Source organism: Pseudovibrio japonicus (genome assembly GCF_014651595.1).
GTDB classification, from domain to species: Bacteria; Pseudomonadota; Alphaproteobacteria; order Rhizobiales; family Stappiaceae; genus Pseudovibrio; species Pseudovibrio japonicus.
The window spans coordinates 372,304-388,560 of the sequence record NZ_BMXE01000004.1 but is presented as its reverse complement, the minus strand read 5'-3'; the positions used below and the strand labels follow the sequence as shown (position 1 = coordinate 388,560).

Here is a 16,257-nt window from a genome sequence, read left to right as displayed (position 1 = left end):
GAGTGCCGCCCATTTTTTGTCTTATGCATCTTGCATGATGTGCCTATGAGTTTTCTGCGTAATGGACGAACCAAGGCTGAAAAGGACTGAGTCCCAGCTCCCATATGAGGTGATCAATTGGTGTTATTTTTTCCGGTAAGCAGGAAAAAATGCTTATAATATCAACAGATCGCTGAAAGACATGAGTGGGGAGTTCTTGACAGGTGGGGGCGGTGTCTCCACCTAATAGGTCTAGTTCGCAGCTTGGCGAATTTGTTCGTGCCCGGTTTAGGGGCGGGGGAGTTCGGCCTTCGAAATTTAACGAGTGCCTGAGAGGCTTTAGTTGATTTTTACGTTGCGCTTTTTCGTGGCTTTCGGTGGAAAGCCGCTATTTGAAAGGAATAGAGATGGCTGACAATGAAATGCGCCCGGTAGAGGAAACGGAAAACGCTGTTTTTCCTGTTCTCCCTCTGCGCAACATCGTCGTATTCCCTCATATGATCGTGCCGCTGTTTGTAGGGCGCGAGAAATCAATCCGTGCTCTGGAAGAGGTGATGAACTCTGACAAGCAGATTTTGCTTGCGACCCAGATGAACGAGGCGGATGACGATCCAGATACCGATCAGATTTACAAGGTCGGTACTCTTGCAACAGTTTTGCAGCTGCTGAAGCTGCCTGATAATACCGTAAAGGTTCTGGTTGAAGGCGTTGCACGCGCTGAGATTGGCGGGTTCACCGATCGCGATGACCTTTATGAAGCAGAAGCTGTCATTCTTGAAGAGAGTGAGGGTGACGAGGTTGAAGTTGAGGCTCTTGGTCGTTCAGTAATTTCCGAGTTCGAGAACTACGTGAAGCTGAACAAAAAGGTGTCTCCGGAAGTTCTCGGCGCTGTTAACCAGATTGACGACTTCTCGAAGCTTGCTGATACCATTGCTTCCCACCTTGCTGTGAAGATCCACGACAAGCAGGCTCTGCTTGGTACTGTGGCGGTCACAGAGCGCCTTGAGAAGGTGCTGGGCATGATGGAGAGTGAGATCTCTGTCCTGCAGGTGGAAAAGCGCATCCGCTCGCGTGTGAAGCGCCAGATGGAGAAGACCCAGCGCGAGTACTATCTGAATGAGCAGATGAAAGCCATTCAGAAAGAGCTTGGCGATGGCGAAGACGGTCGTGATGAGCTTGCTGAGCTGGAAGAGCGCGTTGAAAAGACGAAGCTGTCCAAGGAAGCGCGCGAGAAGGCCAATGCTGAGCTGAAGAAGCTGAAGCAGATGAGCCCGATGTCCGCAGAAGCGACTGTGGTTCGCAATTATCTTGACTGGCTGATTGGTATTCCATGGTCTCGCAAGTCCAAGGTGAAGCACGATCTGGCGCTTGCTGAGCAGGTTCTGGATACGGACCACTTTGGCCTTGAGAAGGTCAAGGAACGCATTGTTGAGTACCTTGCGGTGCAGAAGCGTGCTAACAAGCTGCGTGGCCCGATCCTGTGTCTTGTTGGTCCTCCAGGTGTTGGTAAGACCTCTTTGGGTAAGTCCATTGCGAAGGCAACCGGGCGTGAGTTCGTGCGCATGTCCCTTGGCGGCGTGCGGGACGAGGCTGAAATTCGCGGTCACCGCCGCACTTACATCGGCTCCATGCCGGGTAAGGTCATTCAGTCCATGAAGAAAGCGAAGAAGTCCAATCCGCTGTTCTTGCTCGACGAGATCGACAAGATGGGCATGGATTTCCGCGGTGATCCGTCTTCTGCTCTGCTTGAGGTTCTTGACCCAGAACAGAACGGTAGCTTCATGGATCACTACCTTGAAGTGGAATACGATCTTTCCGACGTGATGTTCGTGACCACCGCTAATACGCTGAACATTCCTGGCCCGCTGATGGACCGTATGGAGATCATCCGTATTGCCGGTTACACCGAAGACGAGAAGATCGAGATCTGTCGTCGTCACCTGTTGCCAAAGGCTGTGAAGAACCACGGTCTGAAGGAAGGTGAATTCGAGGTGACTGATGCTGCTCTGCAGAAGGTGATCCGTCTTTACACCCGTGAAGCGGGTGTGCGTAACCTTGAGCGTGAAATGAGCACTTTGTCCCGTAAGGCTGTGAAAGACATCCTTACCTCTGACAAGGAGTCTGTTACTGTCGATGAGGACATGGTTGAGGAATACCTCGGTGTTCCACGTTTCCGCTTTGGACAGGTTGAGGAAGAAGATCAGATTGGCGTTGTGACCGGTCTGGCATGGACCGAGGTTGGCGGTGAGCTGCTGACCATTGAAGGTGTCATGATGCCAGGCAAGGGCAAGATGACTGTAACGGGCAATCTGCGTGATGTGATGAAAGAGTCTATCTCTGCAGCTGCGTCTTATGTACGATCTCGCTCCGAAGACTTCGGTATTGAGCCTCCACTGTTCGATAAGCGTGAGCTGCACGTTCACGTTCCGGAAGGCGCGACACCTAAGGATGGTCCATCTGCCGGTATCGCCATGGCGACCACCGTCATCTCTGTGATGACCGGTATTCCGGTTCGCCGTGACGTTGCGATGACAGGCGAGATCACATTGCGTGGTCGCGTGCTGCCGATCGGTGGTCTGAAAGAGAAGCTTCTGGCGGCGCTACGTGGCGGCATCAAGAAGGTTCTTATCCCTCAGGACAACGCGAAGGATCTGGCGGATATTCCTGACAATGTGAAAAATGCATTGGAAATTGTTCCAGTCGCGCGCATGGATGAAGTCCTTGAACATGCTTTGGTTCGGATGCCTGAGGCAATCGAATGGAGCGAAGAGGAAGATAAATCCAGCTCAGAAGCATTAGTCAAAGATAACAAGGGGTCAGGGGTGGTTGCCCACTGATCCTGACAGTCAGCTTGTGGATACAAAAGCCTCGGACCCGCTCCGAGGCTTTTTTTGGTTGATACTACACAGAAAATGGCAGTTTTCTGCGGTTTGTAACTTGATTTGATCGCATTTTCGCACGAATGTCCGAAATAGGAGTGCAGCGCGAATCTAACGCATTCCCCACGATATTTTTAGAAAGGGACTGTCATGAACAAGAATGATCTGATCGGGGCCGTTGCAGAAAAAACTGGCTTGACCAAAGCACAGGCAGGCGAAGCAGTAGAAGCATCTTTCGAAGCAATCACTGAAACGCTCAAGAGCGGCGATGAAGTTCGGATCATCGGATTTGGCAATTTCTCAGTTTCCGCTCGTGCAGCAACTGAAGGCCGTAATCCACGCACAGGCGAAACCATCCAGATTCCGGCTTCCAAAACGCCGAAATTCAAAGCTGGTAAAGGCCTGAAAGACGCAGTCAACGCCTAATTAGGCTTGTTTGTTTTGGGTTTAGAAGTCCCTGCTGCTTTTTTGGAGCGGTAGGGGCTTTTTTTTATGCGCAGGTTCGAGAGTGCTCCGGGATTTTCGCTATGTGGACAAGCCTTTGTTTAATCAGGTAATTCACAGGCTGGGTGGCTGGTTCAAGTTTTTTGCTGGTAAACTGTTTTTTTTCAATCTCAGGCCTTGCCAAGGGTGGGGAGGGCGGCTAAATAGCTCCCCACGCCACACGGCGTACCACCCTAGCGGGGGCGATTAGCTCAGTTGGTAGAGCGCTTCGTTTACACCGAAGATGTCGGGAGTTCGAGTCTCTCATCGCCCACCATCCTCTCTTGAGAGGGTGTCATAACCGCCGGATGGGCGATTAGCTCAGTTGGTAGAGCGCTTCGTTTACACCGAAGATGTCGGGAGTTCGAGTCTCTCATCGCCCACCATTCCTCTTTGAGGACCTCAAGTCTCCCGGAGTGCCGCGGAGGCTTTTTTGTTGTTTGTCCCATATAGTCTGCTCGCGACCCGATCTAAAGCATAACGGGTCCTTTCCGAACTTGGTTTCTTAAGGTTGTAGGGCTACGCCAGAATTCGAGCAAAAACAAAAGGGTGTTTTCAGGAACTCGCAGCTAAGCTTCTGGTAGAAATGCGTGGAGTTTGTTCTCAGAGCGTGTGCTCTTTTTCTGCGGTTTGCTGAGGGCAGCTGTTGAGCCAGGAACCTTTCCTCTCCGCGTGAAAAAGGATGACTTGCGTGGAGGCGCGTACCCTGATGAATGAATCACGTCCTGTGAGTGAGACAACTCATAAGCACCCAGTTTGTCCGCCGCTTGTGTGGCACACTTTGGGTACCATTATTCTGGCTGGCCTTGCTGCTGATGTGAGCTGGGAGATCTGGGCGCGCTTTATAACGCCGTTCTGGGTTGGTGGCCCGCTGCAACCGGCTGCGCTTGTGCAGTCTGTGTTTGGTTTTAGCAACTGGTTCTGGGCTGAGGTTATTCATGCCATTGTTGGTGTGGTGTTCTATCCCATTGGATATCTCTATATTGCCCGTCCGCTGGCACGGGTGATTATCCCACCGCTGCCATGGTGGATTGTTGGTCCTTGCTTTGGTGTGGGTCTTTGGGTCTTTGCGCTTTATGTCATGGCGCATCTGATTGCTGGTCTGCCACCGTTCCTCGGCTTTATCACGCTGACGTGGGCTTCGCTGGTCGGTCACATGATCTTTGGCTTTATGACTGCTTTGGTCGTGCGTATCCGCGAGGGCTGGTAGGCGCCGCGTCGTCATGGATGCAAAGAAGGCGGAGCATTGAGCTCCGCCTTTTTTATTGCTTGTGCTGCAGTTTTTTGGATGACTGCGCGCAAGCCTTTTCTTGCATGGTTCCTTAGAAGGTCAGGTCCTGTGCAGATTTTGAAGAGATCTGGAATGCGCCTTTGCGGTTTTCGATCGCGTCTTTGATTGGCTGGCTGCTGTAGAACACAAAGCGCAGGCCGCTGACTGTATCTTCGCCAAAGACTTCCAGGCTGTGGTAGTCGCTACAGTTGTCTGCCAGCTGGCGCAGTGCCTCTGCATAGGCTGGTGTCGCCAGTGCGTCTTTGAGGAGCTCACCGCTGTTGCCCAGATAGGTGATGCGGCAGGTTTGATCGTCGGACGCTGTCATGTTCTCAAAGCGGGAGAGGGTAGGGTATGCCTTCAACAGCTTGCCCATGATGGCTGCGCGTGGGGCCGGGTTCTTGAAGCTGACTTCGCGCTGCAGGCCGTAGATGTTTTCGTCCTGTGTCAGAACGCTGATGGTTTCAGAAAGCGACTCTTTTTCAAGGGTGCAGACAGTCTTTGTCGCATCAACTGCGCAGTTCTGATAGCCGACCTTCTTCAGCAGGCCCATGACATCATGTTCGAAGCGCTCAACAGTCAGACCGTGGATTGCGGGCAGGTCGGCCGGGTCAAGAGCGAGGCGTTCAGGCTCGGCCGGGGCTTCCGGTTCGCTTGCTGCTGGCGTTGCGGCGACTGCCGGTACGGTGATGTTGATCTGCTGTGTGGGCGCCACAGCTGCGGCAGGGGCGACAACAACAGGTGCGGCCACAACAGGTGCAGCCACTACGGGTGTTGTTACGGTAGTTACTGGCTGCTGTGGTGTTGTCAGCTCATAAAGCTTGGCGATTTGTCTGTTGTCGAGTTTTCCGCTTGCGTAGGCGCCAATGGAGATCTGGAAATGGCGGATCGCCTGACGGGTGCGGCGGCCGGAGACGCCATCAGGTCTTCCTGCGTCAAAACCCAGCATGTTCAGGCGCATCTGGATGTCCTGAGTTTCTGCTGAAAAGTTGCTTCTGCGCGTTGTGGTTCTGCGTTGTGGCTGGGAGCCGTTCTGTTTGGCTCCATTTACGATCGCGCTGCCAATAATACCGGCGCCAAGACCAAAGATGAAATCTTCAGAGCCAGCACGGGCGGATGTGGCACTGATTGCCAGAGAGAGGCAGAGAGCGGAAGTAAGCTTTGTCGTTTTGCGCATGTTGTTGCCTTGCACGTAAAAAAATACTCAAATAAGCGGAGAGAAATGAACTCGCTATCGTACATTTATCTCAAACTCTAATAAATTGTAAGTTGAAAATATCTAAAACACCCGTTTAGCGATTGTGTAGATCTACTGCTGCAAACGGTTGTATTTCCGCAAGTTCCCAAAGCGAACTCTCGCATTTGGGAACTGCTTTAAGGAGCGGGTTTTTCCAATGCTGGAAATATGACAGGGGGAAGGGTGCGGCTGCAAGTTCGCCGTTTGGGGGAGCTGACCTGCTTGCACATGGTGGCGGCTCTTAAAACTTTAACTCGTCGGCTGCTTCAGTTGCGATCTTGAAGATGCCGGTTTGTTGGTCTGCGGCGAGCTGGATCGGTTGGCTGTCGTAAAGCACGATGCTCATGGATGTGAGGTTACGGTTGCCTTCCAGTTCGATAGCATAGAGGTCGGGACAGTTCTCGGTGAGCGTCTGGAGCGTTTCCGCGTCTGAGGGATTGGCGTCTGCTGGTGCAAGCAGGCTACTTGCATCGCTGGTGTAGTGTTCGAGACAGGCGGAGGAAGTTGAGGTTGCCATCTTCTCAAAGCGCGTGAGATTGGGGTAGGCTTCTTCCAGTTTGCTTGTGACAATTGCTCGCGGCGCTCCTGTTTTAAAGCTCACGCTGCGGGTGATCCCAAATATGATGCTCCCCACCTTGTTTACGCTGACGGTTTCCTCAAGGTTTATGGAGGCTTTCTCGCAAGTGGTCAGTCCGACCGTTTCCACGCAGGTCTCATAGCCTTCGGTCTTCAGATGGTCTGCTGTTTGGTCGCTGTGCATTCCAGTAACCAGGCCGTAGATGTTGGGTGGGTTGTTCGGGTCCAGCGTAACTTTGATCGGTTCTGGTGGTTTCACAATTGGCTTTTCAGTAGCCACCTCCATAACTGTCGGCTTTTCCTTCACAACCTCTACCACTACGGCTGGTTTTTCCCTAGCCACCTCCATTACCGGGCCGGGGTTGGATTGGGGGAGGGGTGGTTGAGGTGGAGCGGGTTTTGCCTGATCGATCCGGGTTACGGAGTGGCGTTTTCTCTGTGTGCGCGCATAGAGCTCTTCCAGTTGGGATCGGGTGAGGTGTCCGGTTGCCACGTAACCCAATGAGTGCTGGAATTTTCCAATGGCGCGGCGGGTGCGTTTTCCGGCTACCCCGTCAGGAAAACCTGCGCTGTAGCCAAGCAAGTTCAGGCGGTACTGGACATCCTTCAGCTGGATGCGGCTGAGGTTTACGGTCTGCTGCGCTGGGACACGGGGTGTGTTGGGCACTGTTTGGGGTGGGGGGGCGATGACCTGAGGTGTTTGCTGCTGGCTTCCTGCGTGGTCAATGATGGTTTTTCCAATGGCGCCTACACCGAGCCCGATAATGAAGCCTCCTGCATCGGCCAGTGTGGTGGAGGGTATTGCGATAGTTGTTGTTGCTGCCAGAGCAAGCGCCTTGAAAGATGTGCCCATAAATCCGGTCCTTGAAATGATTTGGACTGCCAATCTTTGTCTTTTGCTTGTGATTTGTCGTGCTGAGTGTATCGCAGGAGCTGGCTCTAGCTAAGTAGTAATACTTGACTGGGTCTTTTTGAGGTGGTTTTGGAAAATTCCCGCAGGGCGATTTCGAATTTTTTCCCGAGGCAGCCCAATTATCCTTGAGTCCATAAGGGGATAAATGCGTCTTATACGACCCTGTTTTCCACATCTGAGCGCTTTTGAAGGGCAATTTTGACTGTGAAAACAAGTTATTCAGGAAAAACTCGCAAAGAGCATCCAACTGCGCTTGACTTGGACCCGCCCCCGCCGTAAATCAGCGCCACCAACAACGACGCAACGTTGCTGACCCAAGCGGGTGTAGCTCAGTTGGTTAGAGTGCCGGCCTGTCACGCCGGAGGTCGCGGGTTCGAGTCCCGTCACTCGCGCCACTTTTCTTCGGGAGGGCGGTGCGGATGTAACACGGTGTTGTTGTTGATAGTTTGGATTGTGCGGGTGTAGCTCAGTTGGTTAGAGTGCCGGCCTGTCACGCCGGAGGTCGCGGGTTCGAGTCCCGTCACTCGCGCCACTTCCCTTGGGAAGAGGTGTTCAGTCCAAGCAAACCGTTATAGCTGCGGGTGTAGCTCAGTTGGTTAGAGTGCCGGCCTGTCACGCCGGAGGTCGCGGGTTCGAGTCCCGTCACTCGCGCCACTTCCTTTTGGAAGTAGCTGCTATAACAAACATATAAATGAGAGTTGCGGGTGTAGCTCAGTTGGTTAGAGTGCCGGCCTGTCACGCCGGAGGTCGCGGGTTCGAGTCCCGTCACTCGCGCCACTTTCATTTACAACGAGAAGCACGGTGATCGCTTTGAATAGCGCGCCGTGCTTTCGTGTGTTTGGACTCGGGTTTGGGTGTGTATCCCATTGTATCATGGTGGTGTCTGCTCCCAGAGGTTTTGTGGGGCAGGGGTGCTGTGTCGTTTTTCTGATTTAGTTTAAAATTTTTCTAAGGAGGCCCTTTAAAACGTAGGGCTGCATTCCTATCTTGCCAATGTTGCGCTGCGACTCTTCTGTTGAGGTATTTTGACTACTTAAGCAGAACTACGCAGGATATTATGCCTGTTTTGGGGTTTGATTTTAAGTCTTGAGTAGTTTTCCCAAGCAATTGTTAGAAATCATCATTTTTCTGTTTTAATATGAGTGTGATACTCATAATATATATCCCTAGGTTTTTTGCGGCTTTTTGGTGCTTGCTTGCCGAGAATGTGATCTTCTCGTGGCGTAAGGCAGTCTTTCCTACCTGATTTACTCTGTTGTAAGGTCTTGCGCAGATTGTGGGGCTAAGCTAATCGTGCGTTGCGGTGCGACTAGATACACCGGATCCTAGGGTGTCCTTCCTATCCTAACGCCCTATCTTCTGCAGTGTGTGCAGTGCACCAAGAGTTTTATTGGTCGCATGACCTGTTACGTCCAGGGACGGATATTCAAATGGAAGACCTCCTCAGGGAGTACATCCCGATTGTCGTCTTTATCGGTGTTGCCCTCGTTATTGGCCTCGCGCTTCTGATTGCCCCATTTATTGTTGCTTTCAAGGATCCCGATTCTGAAAAGCTTTCTGCTTACGAGTGTGGCTTTAACGCCTTTGATGACGCGCGAATGAAATTCGACATCCGGTTTTATCTGGTATCGATCCTCTTTATCATCTTCGATCTCGAAATTGCTTTCCTCTTCCCATGGGCTGTTGCCTATGGCGGGCTTGGTTGGTTCGGTTTCACCTCCATGATGATCTTCCTGGGCGTGCTCACAATTGGGTTCATCTATGAATGGAAGAAGGGAGCGCTGGAATGGGATTGATCTCTGACGGCTCCAAGCCTCTTGTCTCTCAAGCTCCGAAAGGGATCATTGATCCCAACACAGGTCGCCCGGTGGGCGAGAATGATCCATTCTTCATGAATGTGAATGACGAGCTCTCTGACAAAGGTTTCCTGGTTACTTCCAGTGAAAGCCTGATCCAGTGGGCACGTACCGGTTCTCTCATGTGGATGACATTTGGTCTTGCCTGTTGTGCGGTAGAGATGATGCAAATGTCGATGCCGCGTTATGACGCAGAGCGCTTTGGCTTCGCGCCTCGTGGCTCTCCACGTCAGTCTGACGTGATGATTGTTGCTGGAACGCTGACAAACAAAATGGCGCCTGCGCTGCGTAAAGTTTATGACCAGATGCCAGAGCCTCGCTATGTGATCTCCATGGGATCCTGCGCGAATGGCGGCGGTTACTATCACTATTCCTATTCTGTTGTACGCGGGTGTGATCGGGTCGTTCCGGTTGACATCTATGTGCCGGGTTGTCCTCCAACTGCTGAAGCGCTGCTGTATGGCGTGCTGCTGCTGCAGAAGAAAATCCGCCGTACGGGTACGATCGAAAGATAGTTTGCAGGCCGTGCGCCCCCTTCGCGGTGCGCGGCCTTTTTGACATTGCTGGCATGGGGTCCCCCTGCCAATTGTGAGATGTCCAACCTATAGGAAACAAGGTAATGGACGAGACGCTTAGCGAACTCGGTGAATTTATCGGGCTAACGCTTGGAGACAAGGTTGAGGGTTGGTCGGTTGCTTATGGCGATCTGACCCTTAATGTGTCCCATGATCATATTATCAATGTTTTGCGTTTCCTGCGCGATGACGCGCGGTGCGGCTTTGTGGCATTGGTTGATATTTGCGGTGTGGACTGGCCGGCTCGGGAAAAACGTTTCGACGTTGTGTACCACCTGCTTTCCCCCGTGCAGAACCTGCGCATTCGCGTGAAGGTTCAGACAGATGAAACCACTCCGGTTCCATCTGTTATTCCTATTTTCAAGGGTGCTGAATGGTTTGAACGTGAAGCCTACGATATGTACGGCATTCTGTTCACCGGTAACCCGGATCTGCGGCGTTTGCTGACTGACTACGGTTTTGACGGTTTCCCGCTTCGCAAGGATTTCCCTCTGACAGGGTATGTAGAGGTTCGCTACGACGACACCAAGAAGCGTGTTGTTTATGAGCCTGTGCAGCTTACTCAGGAATTCCGTAGTTTTGACTTCCTCTCACCATGGGAAGGCACTGAATACGTGCTTCCTGGTGATGAAAAAGCATCGAACTGAGGCACGGGTAGAGAATGGCTGAGGCTCAGGTACGAAATTTTAATATCAACTTTGGTCCGCAGCACCCTGCGGCGCACGGTGTGCTGCGTCTGGTGCTGGAGCTGGACGGTGAGGTGGTCACACGTGTTGATCCGCACATCGGTCTGCTGCACCGCGGGACTGAAAAGCTGATCGAGCACAAGACCTATTTGCAGGCTGTGCCTTACTTCGACCGGTTGGACTATGTGGCACCGATGAACCAGGAGCATGCTTTTGCTCTTGCTGTTGAACGTCTTATGGGCATTGAAGTGCCGAAGCGCGGTCAGCTGATCCGTGTGCTTTATTCCGAAATCGGACGTTTGCTGTCACACCTTCTGAACGTGACCACGCAGGCGCTGGACGTTGGTGCGTTGACACCGCCGCTGTGGGGCTTTGAGCCTCGCGAAGAGCTGATGGGCTTTTACGAACGCGGCTGTGGTGCACGTATGCACGCGGCTTACGTGCGTCCGGGTGGTGTTCACCAGGATCTGCCGCAGGATCTGCTCGATGACATGTGGAACTGGTGCGACCCGTTCCTCAAGACTCTTGACGACATCGAAGGCCTTTTGACCGATAACCGTATCTTCAAGCAGCGTAACGTCGATATCGGTGTTGTTGATCTTGATGAAGCGTGGGGAGAGGGCTTTTCCGGTGTGATGGTTCGTGGTTCCGGCGCGAAATGGGATTTGCGTAAGTCGCAGCCTTACGAGTGCTACGATGAAATGGAATTCGACATTGCAGTAGGCAAGAACGGCGACTGTTATGACCGTTACCTGATCCGCATGTTCGAGATGCACCAGTCTGTGCGCATCATGAAGCAGTGTTTGGAGATGCTGGGTAAGGAAACAGGTCCTGTTTCTTCTACTGATGGTAAAGTGGTTCCACCAAAGCGCGGCGAGATGAAGCGCTCCATGGAAGCCATGATCCACCACTTCAAGCTTTACACCGAGGGCTACAAAGTTCCTGAGGGCGAGATTTATGCTGCCGTTGAGGCGCCAAAAGGCGAATTCGGCGTATACCTTGTTTCTGATGGAACCAATAAGCCTTACCGCTGCAAGATCAAGGCTCCCGGCTTTGCTCATTTGCAGGCGATGGATCACCTGTGCCGCGGCCATATGTTGGCTGACGTTGCCGCTGTTCTTGGTTCCATCGATATCGTATTTGGGGAGATTGACCGGTAATGTCAGTGCGTCGTCTTCATCACGAACAGCCAGAATCTTTTGAGTTCACGCCAGAAAATCTGGAGTGGGCGAAGAAGGTTATTGCGCGTTACCCTGAGGGGCGTCAGGCATCTGCTGTCGTGCCTATCTTGTGGCGCGCTCAGGAACAGGTCGGTTGGGTGACCGAGCCAGCAATCCGCGTTATTTCGGAAATGCTGGACATGCCCCGTATCCGCGTTCTGGAAGTGGCAACCTTCTACACCATGTTCCAGCTGCAGCCGGTGGGTAAAAAAGCACACATTCAGGTGTGTGGCACCACTCCTTGCCAGCTGCGCGGTTCTGAAGAGCTTATCAAAGTTTGTAAAAGCAAAATTGCCGAGACACCGCACACCATTTCTGAGGATGGAAATTTCTCTTGGGAAGAGGTTGAGTGCCTTGGGGCTTGTGTGAATGCGCCGATGGTGCAGATCTTCAAAGACTTCTATGAGGATCTGGATGTTGAGAAGTTTGAAAAGCTTCTTGATGACATCGCAGGCGGAAAACCGGTTCTGCCGGGTCCTCAGGGTGTGGATCGCATTTTTGCGGCACCTGAGGGTGGTCCGACCACGCTTCTGGAGATTAAGGACACCACAAAGGGTGCACCTCAGGAAGCAATGGTGGTTGACGGGTCTGATGCTGCGTCCCAGCACCATGCAGGTGCTGCTCTGAATACCGGCGGTGCTGGTTATACCGGTGTTCCTCGTCCAGCTGAAGCTGGCGTTGCGGAGTTCCTTGAGAACCACCGCAAGGCGCAGGAAGCCAAAGCGAAAGGTGAGGGGTAAGCGATGCTGAACGATTCCGATCGTATCTTCACCAATATCTATGGTCTGCATGACTGGGGGCTCGAAGGAGCACGTCAGCGCGGATCATGGTCTGGTACCAAAGACATTATCGAAAAAGGTCGTGACTGGATCATCGACGAAATGAAGAACTCGGGTCTTCGTGGTCGCGGTGGTGCGGGCTTCCCAACTGGTTTGAAGTGGTCCTTCATGCCGAAGGAAAGCGATGGCCGTCCAGCCTATCTGGTGGTCAACGCCGATGAGTCCGAGCCGGGCACCTGTAAAGACCGTGAAATCATGCGTCATGATCCTCACCATCTGGTTGAGGGCTGTTTGCTTGCTGGTTTCGCGATGGGTGCTATTGCGGCTTACATCTATGTGCGCGGTGAGTTCATTCGTGAACGTGAGCGCCTGCAGGCTGCGATTGATCAGGCTTATGATGCTGGCCTGATCGGTAAGAACAACAAGAACGGCTACGACTTTGATATCTACGTGCACCATGGTGCCGGGGCTTATATCTGCGGTGAAGAAACTGCACTGCTGGAAAGCCTTGAAGGTAAAAAAGGTCAGCCGCGCCTGAAGCCTCCGTTCCCTGCAAATATGGGTATCTACGGCTGCCCAACCACAGTGAACAACGTGGAATCCATTGCTGTTGCGCCGACTATTCTGCGCCGCGGCGGTGCATGGTTTGCTGGTATCGGACGTGAGAACAACGCTGGTACCAAGCTGTTTTGTGTTTCTGGACACGTGAACAAGCCTTGCACCGTTGAAGAAGCGATGGGTATTCCGTTCAAGGAGCTGATTGAAAAGCACTGCGGTGGTATCAACGGTGGCTGGGACAATCTGCTGGCGGTTATTCCGGGTGGGTCTTCTGTTCCTTGTGTGAAGGGTGAAGATATCCGCGACGCGAAGATGGACTTTGACGGTCTGCGCGACGTTGGCTCCTCCTTGGGTACGGCAGCTGTGATCGTGATGGACAAATCCACGGACATCATCAAAGCGATTGCGCGTCTGTCCTACTTCTACAAACACGAAAGCTGTGGCCAGTGTACGCCGTGCCGTGAAGGTACGGGCTGGATGTGGCGCGTGATGGAGCGGATGGTTAAGGGCGAGAGCTCTTATGAAGAGATCGACATGCTGTTCAAGGTGACCAAGCAGGTGGAAGGTCATACGATCTGCGCGCTTGGTGATGCGGCTGCATGGCCTATTCAGGGTTTGATCAAGAACTTCCGCCCTGTGATTGAAGACCGGATCGACCAGTTCGTTGCTACGCAGCGGACCCCGACCGATAAAATCGCTGCGGAGTAAGGGATGGAATTCGGGGCATTGGAAATAACTCAAATCGTCTCCATTGCTAGCGCATTGTTTGCAGGTGGCTCATTCATTGCAGCTGCTTGGCAATTAAAGCTTGCACGTTTGATACAGCGTGAGGCGGTTGCTAATCAGATTTATGCTGAATATCTGAAACTCGCCGTTCAAAACCCAGATTGGGCGTCTGGAAAGATGCCTAGCAACGATCGGGAGTTCGAACAGTATGAGTGGTTTGCTTCCTATATGCTCAATGCATGTGAGCAAATGCTCGAAGTGTTGCCGAAGTCACAAGCTTGGCGCAACTGCGTCCGGGATCAACTCCGCTACCATCGCGAGTATCTTTCTCAGAATGAATGGTTCTGTTCGGGCGGTCAAAGTCACTATGGTGGCAAAATGGCAGACGCCCTGAGAGCAGTTAGAAAAGAGGTCAACGCATGACCAAGCTTGTCGTCGACGGCAAAGAAATTGACGTTCCTGCGGAATATACCGTTATGCAGGCCTGTGAAGAGGCCGGTGCGGAAATCCCGCGGTTCTGTTTTCATGACCGGCTCTCCGTAGCCGGCAACTGTCGCATGTGCCTTGTAGAAGTGAAGGGCGGCCCGCCAAAGCCGGTTGCCTCTTGTGCAATGGGCGTGCGCGATCTGCGTCCGGGGCCAGAGGGACAGCCACCAGAGATCTTTACAAAGTCTCCAATGGTGAAAAAAGCGCGTGAAGGTGTGATGGAGTTTCTCCTGATCAACCACCCGCTGGACTGCCCTATCTGTGACCAAGGCGGTGAGTGTGATCTTCAGGATCAGGCCATGGCGTACGGTGTAGATGGTTCGCGTTTTTATGAAAACAAGCGCGCAGTTGAAAATAAATATATCGGTCCGCTTGTGAAGACGATCATGACACGCTGCATTCACTGCACGCGCTGTGTTCGCTTTACGACCGAAGTTGCCGGTGTTTCCGACCTTGGCCTGATTGGCCGTGGGGAAGATGCGGAAATTACCAGTTATCTGGAAGAAGCGCTTTCCTCCGAGATGCAGGGCAACGTGATTGACCTTTGCCCGGTTGGTGCTCTGACTTCTGCCCCTTACGAGTTCAACGCTCGTCCATGGGAGCTGGTGAAGACAGAAAGCATCGACGTGATGGACGCTCTTGGCTCCGCCATTCGTGTTGATACACGCGGCAAGGAAGTCATGCGCATCATGCCTCGCCTCAATGAAGAGGTGAACGAGGAATGGATCTCAGACAAATCTCGTTTCATCTGGGATGGTCTGAAGACACAGCGTCTGGATCGCCCATACGTGAAGCAGAACGGTAAGCTGGCTGCTGCGAGCTGGACCGATGCGCTGAACGCGGTGGCGGCCAAGGTGAAAGCGGCTGGCGGCGCAAAGACTGCTGCAATTGCCGGTGACCTTGCTTCTGTTGAAGACATGTTTGCGCTGAAGGCTCTCATGGAGAGCATCGGGTCCGTAAACATGGATTGTCGCCAGGATGGCGCGCAGCTTGATCCTTCTTTGGGCCGGACAACGTATCTGTTTAACTCTTCCGTGGAAGGCATTGAAGACGCTGATGCAATTTTGATCGTAGGTGCGAACCCGCGGATTGAAGCGCCAGTGCTGAATGCCCGTATCCGCAAGACATGGCGTCGCGGCGCGTTGAAGGTTGGTCTGATTGGTGAGCCGGTTGATCTGACTTACGACGTTGACCATCTGGGCGCAGGCCCTGACACTCTGGCAGAGCTTGTTGCTGGCAAGAATTCATTTGCTGATGTGCTGAAGGGCGCGAAGCGGCCAATGATCATTGTTGGTGAAGGCGCGATTGCCCGTGAAGACGGCGCTGCTGTTCTGGCTGCTGCCGCAAAGCTGGCGCAAGACATTGGTGCTGTGAGCGATGAGTGGAACGGCTTTAACGTTCTTCACACTGCTGCAAGCCGTGTTGGCGGTCTGGACCTGGGATTTGTTCCGGGTGAGGGCGGTCTGAGCACTGGTGGTATTCAGGATGCAGCTGCCAAGGGTGACGTTGATGTTGTGTTCTTGCTTGGCGCAGATGAACTGGACATGTCTTCCTTCGGTGACGCGTTCGTCGTTTATATCGGTACGCATGGCGACCGTGGTGCACACCGTGCTGACGTTATTCTGCCAGGTGCGGCCTATACCGAAAAATCAGGCACCTATGTGAACCTTGAAGGCCGTGTGCAGCTGGCAAGCCGCGCGTCGTTCCCTCCAGGGGATGCACGTGAGGACTGGGCGATCATTCGTGCGCTTTCCGGTGCGCTTGGTAAGCCTCTTGCCTTTAACACCTTCGCGCAGCTGCGCGCAGCGGTTGTTGAAGCTGTTCCTCATATGGCGAATGTAAACGGCATCGCGACCGGTATGGCTTCGGATATTTCCAAGCTGGCGGCTCGTGGTGGTGATATGAGTGGTGCCGGCTTTGCGCAGGCATTCAGTGATTTTTATCTAACCAACCCGATTGCCCGAGCTTCAGCGGTGATGGCCGAGTGTTCCGCACTTGCCATGCAGCGCCGAGCTGAGGCGGCGGAATAAGGGG

The 16,257-nt window shown here is 53.0% G+C and carries 13 protein-coding genes and 6 tRNA genes; 17 read left to right on the top strand and 2 right to left on the bottom strand.

What is annotated here, in order from left to right; all coding sequences use genetic code 11:
- Window positions 1–386: 386 nt before the first annotated feature.
- The 5 genes from lon (at window position 387) to IE076_RS13360 (ending at window position 4,551) form a co-directional block, all read left to right on the top strand.
- Window positions 387–2,816 carry an endopeptidase La gene (gene lon / locus IE076_RS13380; protein WP_189437277.1) on the top strand — a complete coding sequence of 810 codons (2,430 nt, stop codon included), beginning with the start codon at window positions 387–389 and terminating at the stop codon, window positions 2,814–2,816.
- A 192-nt stretch (window positions 2,817–3,008) separates the two neighbouring features.
- A complete protein-coding gene (gene hbs, locus IE076_RS13375; protein WP_008546789.1) occupies window positions 3,009–3,284 on the top strand; it encodes a non-specific DNA-binding protein Hbs in 276 nt (91 codons plus the stop codon).
- Between the two features lie 258 nt (window positions 3,285–3,542).
- Window positions 3,543–3,618, top strand: a tRNA-Val gene (locus IE076_RS13370).
- A gap of 33 nt (window positions 3,619–3,651) precedes the next feature.
- Window positions 3,652–3,727 (top strand) — tRNA-Val (locus tag IE076_RS13365).
- A gap of 323 nt (window positions 3,728–4,050) precedes the next feature.
- A complete protein-coding gene (locus tag IE076_RS13360; RefSeq protein WP_244649670.1) occupies window positions 4,051–4,551 on the top strand; it encodes a hypothetical protein in 501 nt (166 codons plus the stop codon).
- A 112-nt stretch (window positions 4,552–4,663) separates the two neighbouring features.
- Here the strand turns inward: IE076_RS13360 and IE076_RS13355 are convergent, their stop codons facing one another.
- Both IE076_RS13355 and IE076_RS13350 read right to left on the bottom strand, forming a co-directional pair.
- Window positions 4,664–5,788 carry a peptidoglycan-binding domain-containing protein gene (locus IE076_RS13355; protein ID WP_189437276.1) on the bottom strand — a complete coding sequence of 375 codons (1,125 nt, stop codon included), beginning with the start codon at window positions 5,786–5,788 and terminating at the stop codon, window positions 4,664–4,666.
- 301 nt (window positions 5,789–6,089) lie between these two features.
- Window positions 6,090–7,277, bottom strand: coding sequence for a peptidoglycan-binding domain-containing protein (locus IE076_RS13350; RefSeq protein ID WP_189437275.1), 1,188 nt, complete (start codon window positions 7,275–7,277; stop codon window positions 6,090–6,092).
- 378 nt (window positions 7,278–7,655) lie between these two features.
- Here IE076_RS13350 and IE076_RS13345 point away from each other — a divergent pair.
- The 12 genes from IE076_RS13345 (at window position 7,656) to nuoG (ending at window position 16,253) form a co-directional block, all read left to right on the top strand.
- Window positions 7,656–7,732: transfer RNA gene (locus tag IE076_RS13345), tRNA-Asp, on the top strand.
- 60 nt (window positions 7,733–7,792) lie between these two features.
- Window positions 7,793–7,869 (top strand) — tRNA-Asp (locus tag IE076_RS13340).
- A gap of 45 nt (window positions 7,870–7,914) precedes the next feature.
- Window positions 7,915–7,991, top strand: a tRNA-Asp gene (locus IE076_RS13335).
- 46 nt (window positions 7,992–8,037) lie between these two features.
- Window positions 8,038–8,114 (top strand) — tRNA-Asp (locus tag IE076_RS13330).
- 653 nt (window positions 8,115–8,767) lie between these two features.
- Complete coding sequence (locus IE076_RS13325) at window positions 8,768–9,133, top strand: NADH-quinone oxidoreductase subunit A (RefSeq protein ID WP_189437274.1); 366 nt, start codon at window positions 8,768–8,770, stop codon at window positions 9,131–9,133.
- The gene (locus IE076_RS13320) at window positions 9,124–9,708 is read left to right on the top strand and encodes a NuoB/complex I 20 kDa subunit family protein (RefSeq protein ID WP_189437273.1); all 585 of its coding nucleotides are present in this window, start codon (window positions 9,124–9,126) and stop codon (window positions 9,706–9,708) included. Before IE076_RS13325 ends, IE076_RS13320 begins: the two co-directional genes overlap by 10 nt.
- A gap of 104 nt (window positions 9,709–9,812) precedes the next feature.
- Entirely contained in the window at window positions 9,813–10,415 is a 603-nt protein-coding gene (locus IE076_RS13315) for an NADH-quinone oxidoreductase subunit C (protein ID WP_189437272.1), read from the top strand.
- A 14-nt stretch (window positions 10,416–10,429) separates the two neighbouring features.
- Complete coding sequence (locus tag IE076_RS13310) at window positions 10,430–11,614, top strand: NADH-quinone oxidoreductase subunit D (protein ID WP_189437271.1); 1,185 nt, start codon at window positions 10,430–10,432, stop codon at window positions 11,612–11,614.
- The gene (gene nuoE / locus IE076_RS13305; protein ID WP_189437270.1) at window positions 11,614–12,414 is read left to right on the top strand and encodes an NADH-quinone oxidoreductase subunit NuoE; all 801 of its coding nucleotides are present in this window, start codon (window positions 11,614–11,616) and stop codon (window positions 12,412–12,414) included. Before IE076_RS13310 ends, nuoE begins: the two co-directional genes overlap by 1 nt.
- Before the next feature lie 3 nt (window positions 12,415–12,417).
- Entirely contained in the window at window positions 12,418–13,719 is a 1,302-nt protein-coding gene (gene nuoF / locus IE076_RS13300) for an NADH-quinone oxidoreductase subunit NuoF (RefSeq protein WP_189437269.1), read from the top strand.
- 3 nt (window positions 13,720–13,722) lie between these two features.
- Window positions 13,723–14,160: a hypothetical protein gene (locus IE076_RS13295; protein WP_189437268.1), complete on the top strand. Its 438-nt coding sequence runs from the start codon at window positions 13,723–13,725 to the stop codon at window positions 14,158–14,160.
- Complete coding sequence (gene nuoG / locus IE076_RS13290; protein WP_189437267.1) at window positions 14,157–16,253, top strand: NADH-quinone oxidoreductase subunit NuoG; 2,097 nt, start codon at window positions 14,157–14,159, stop codon at window positions 16,251–16,253. Before IE076_RS13295 ends, nuoG begins: the two co-directional genes overlap by 4 nt.
- Window positions 16,254–16,257: the final 4 nt, after the last annotated feature.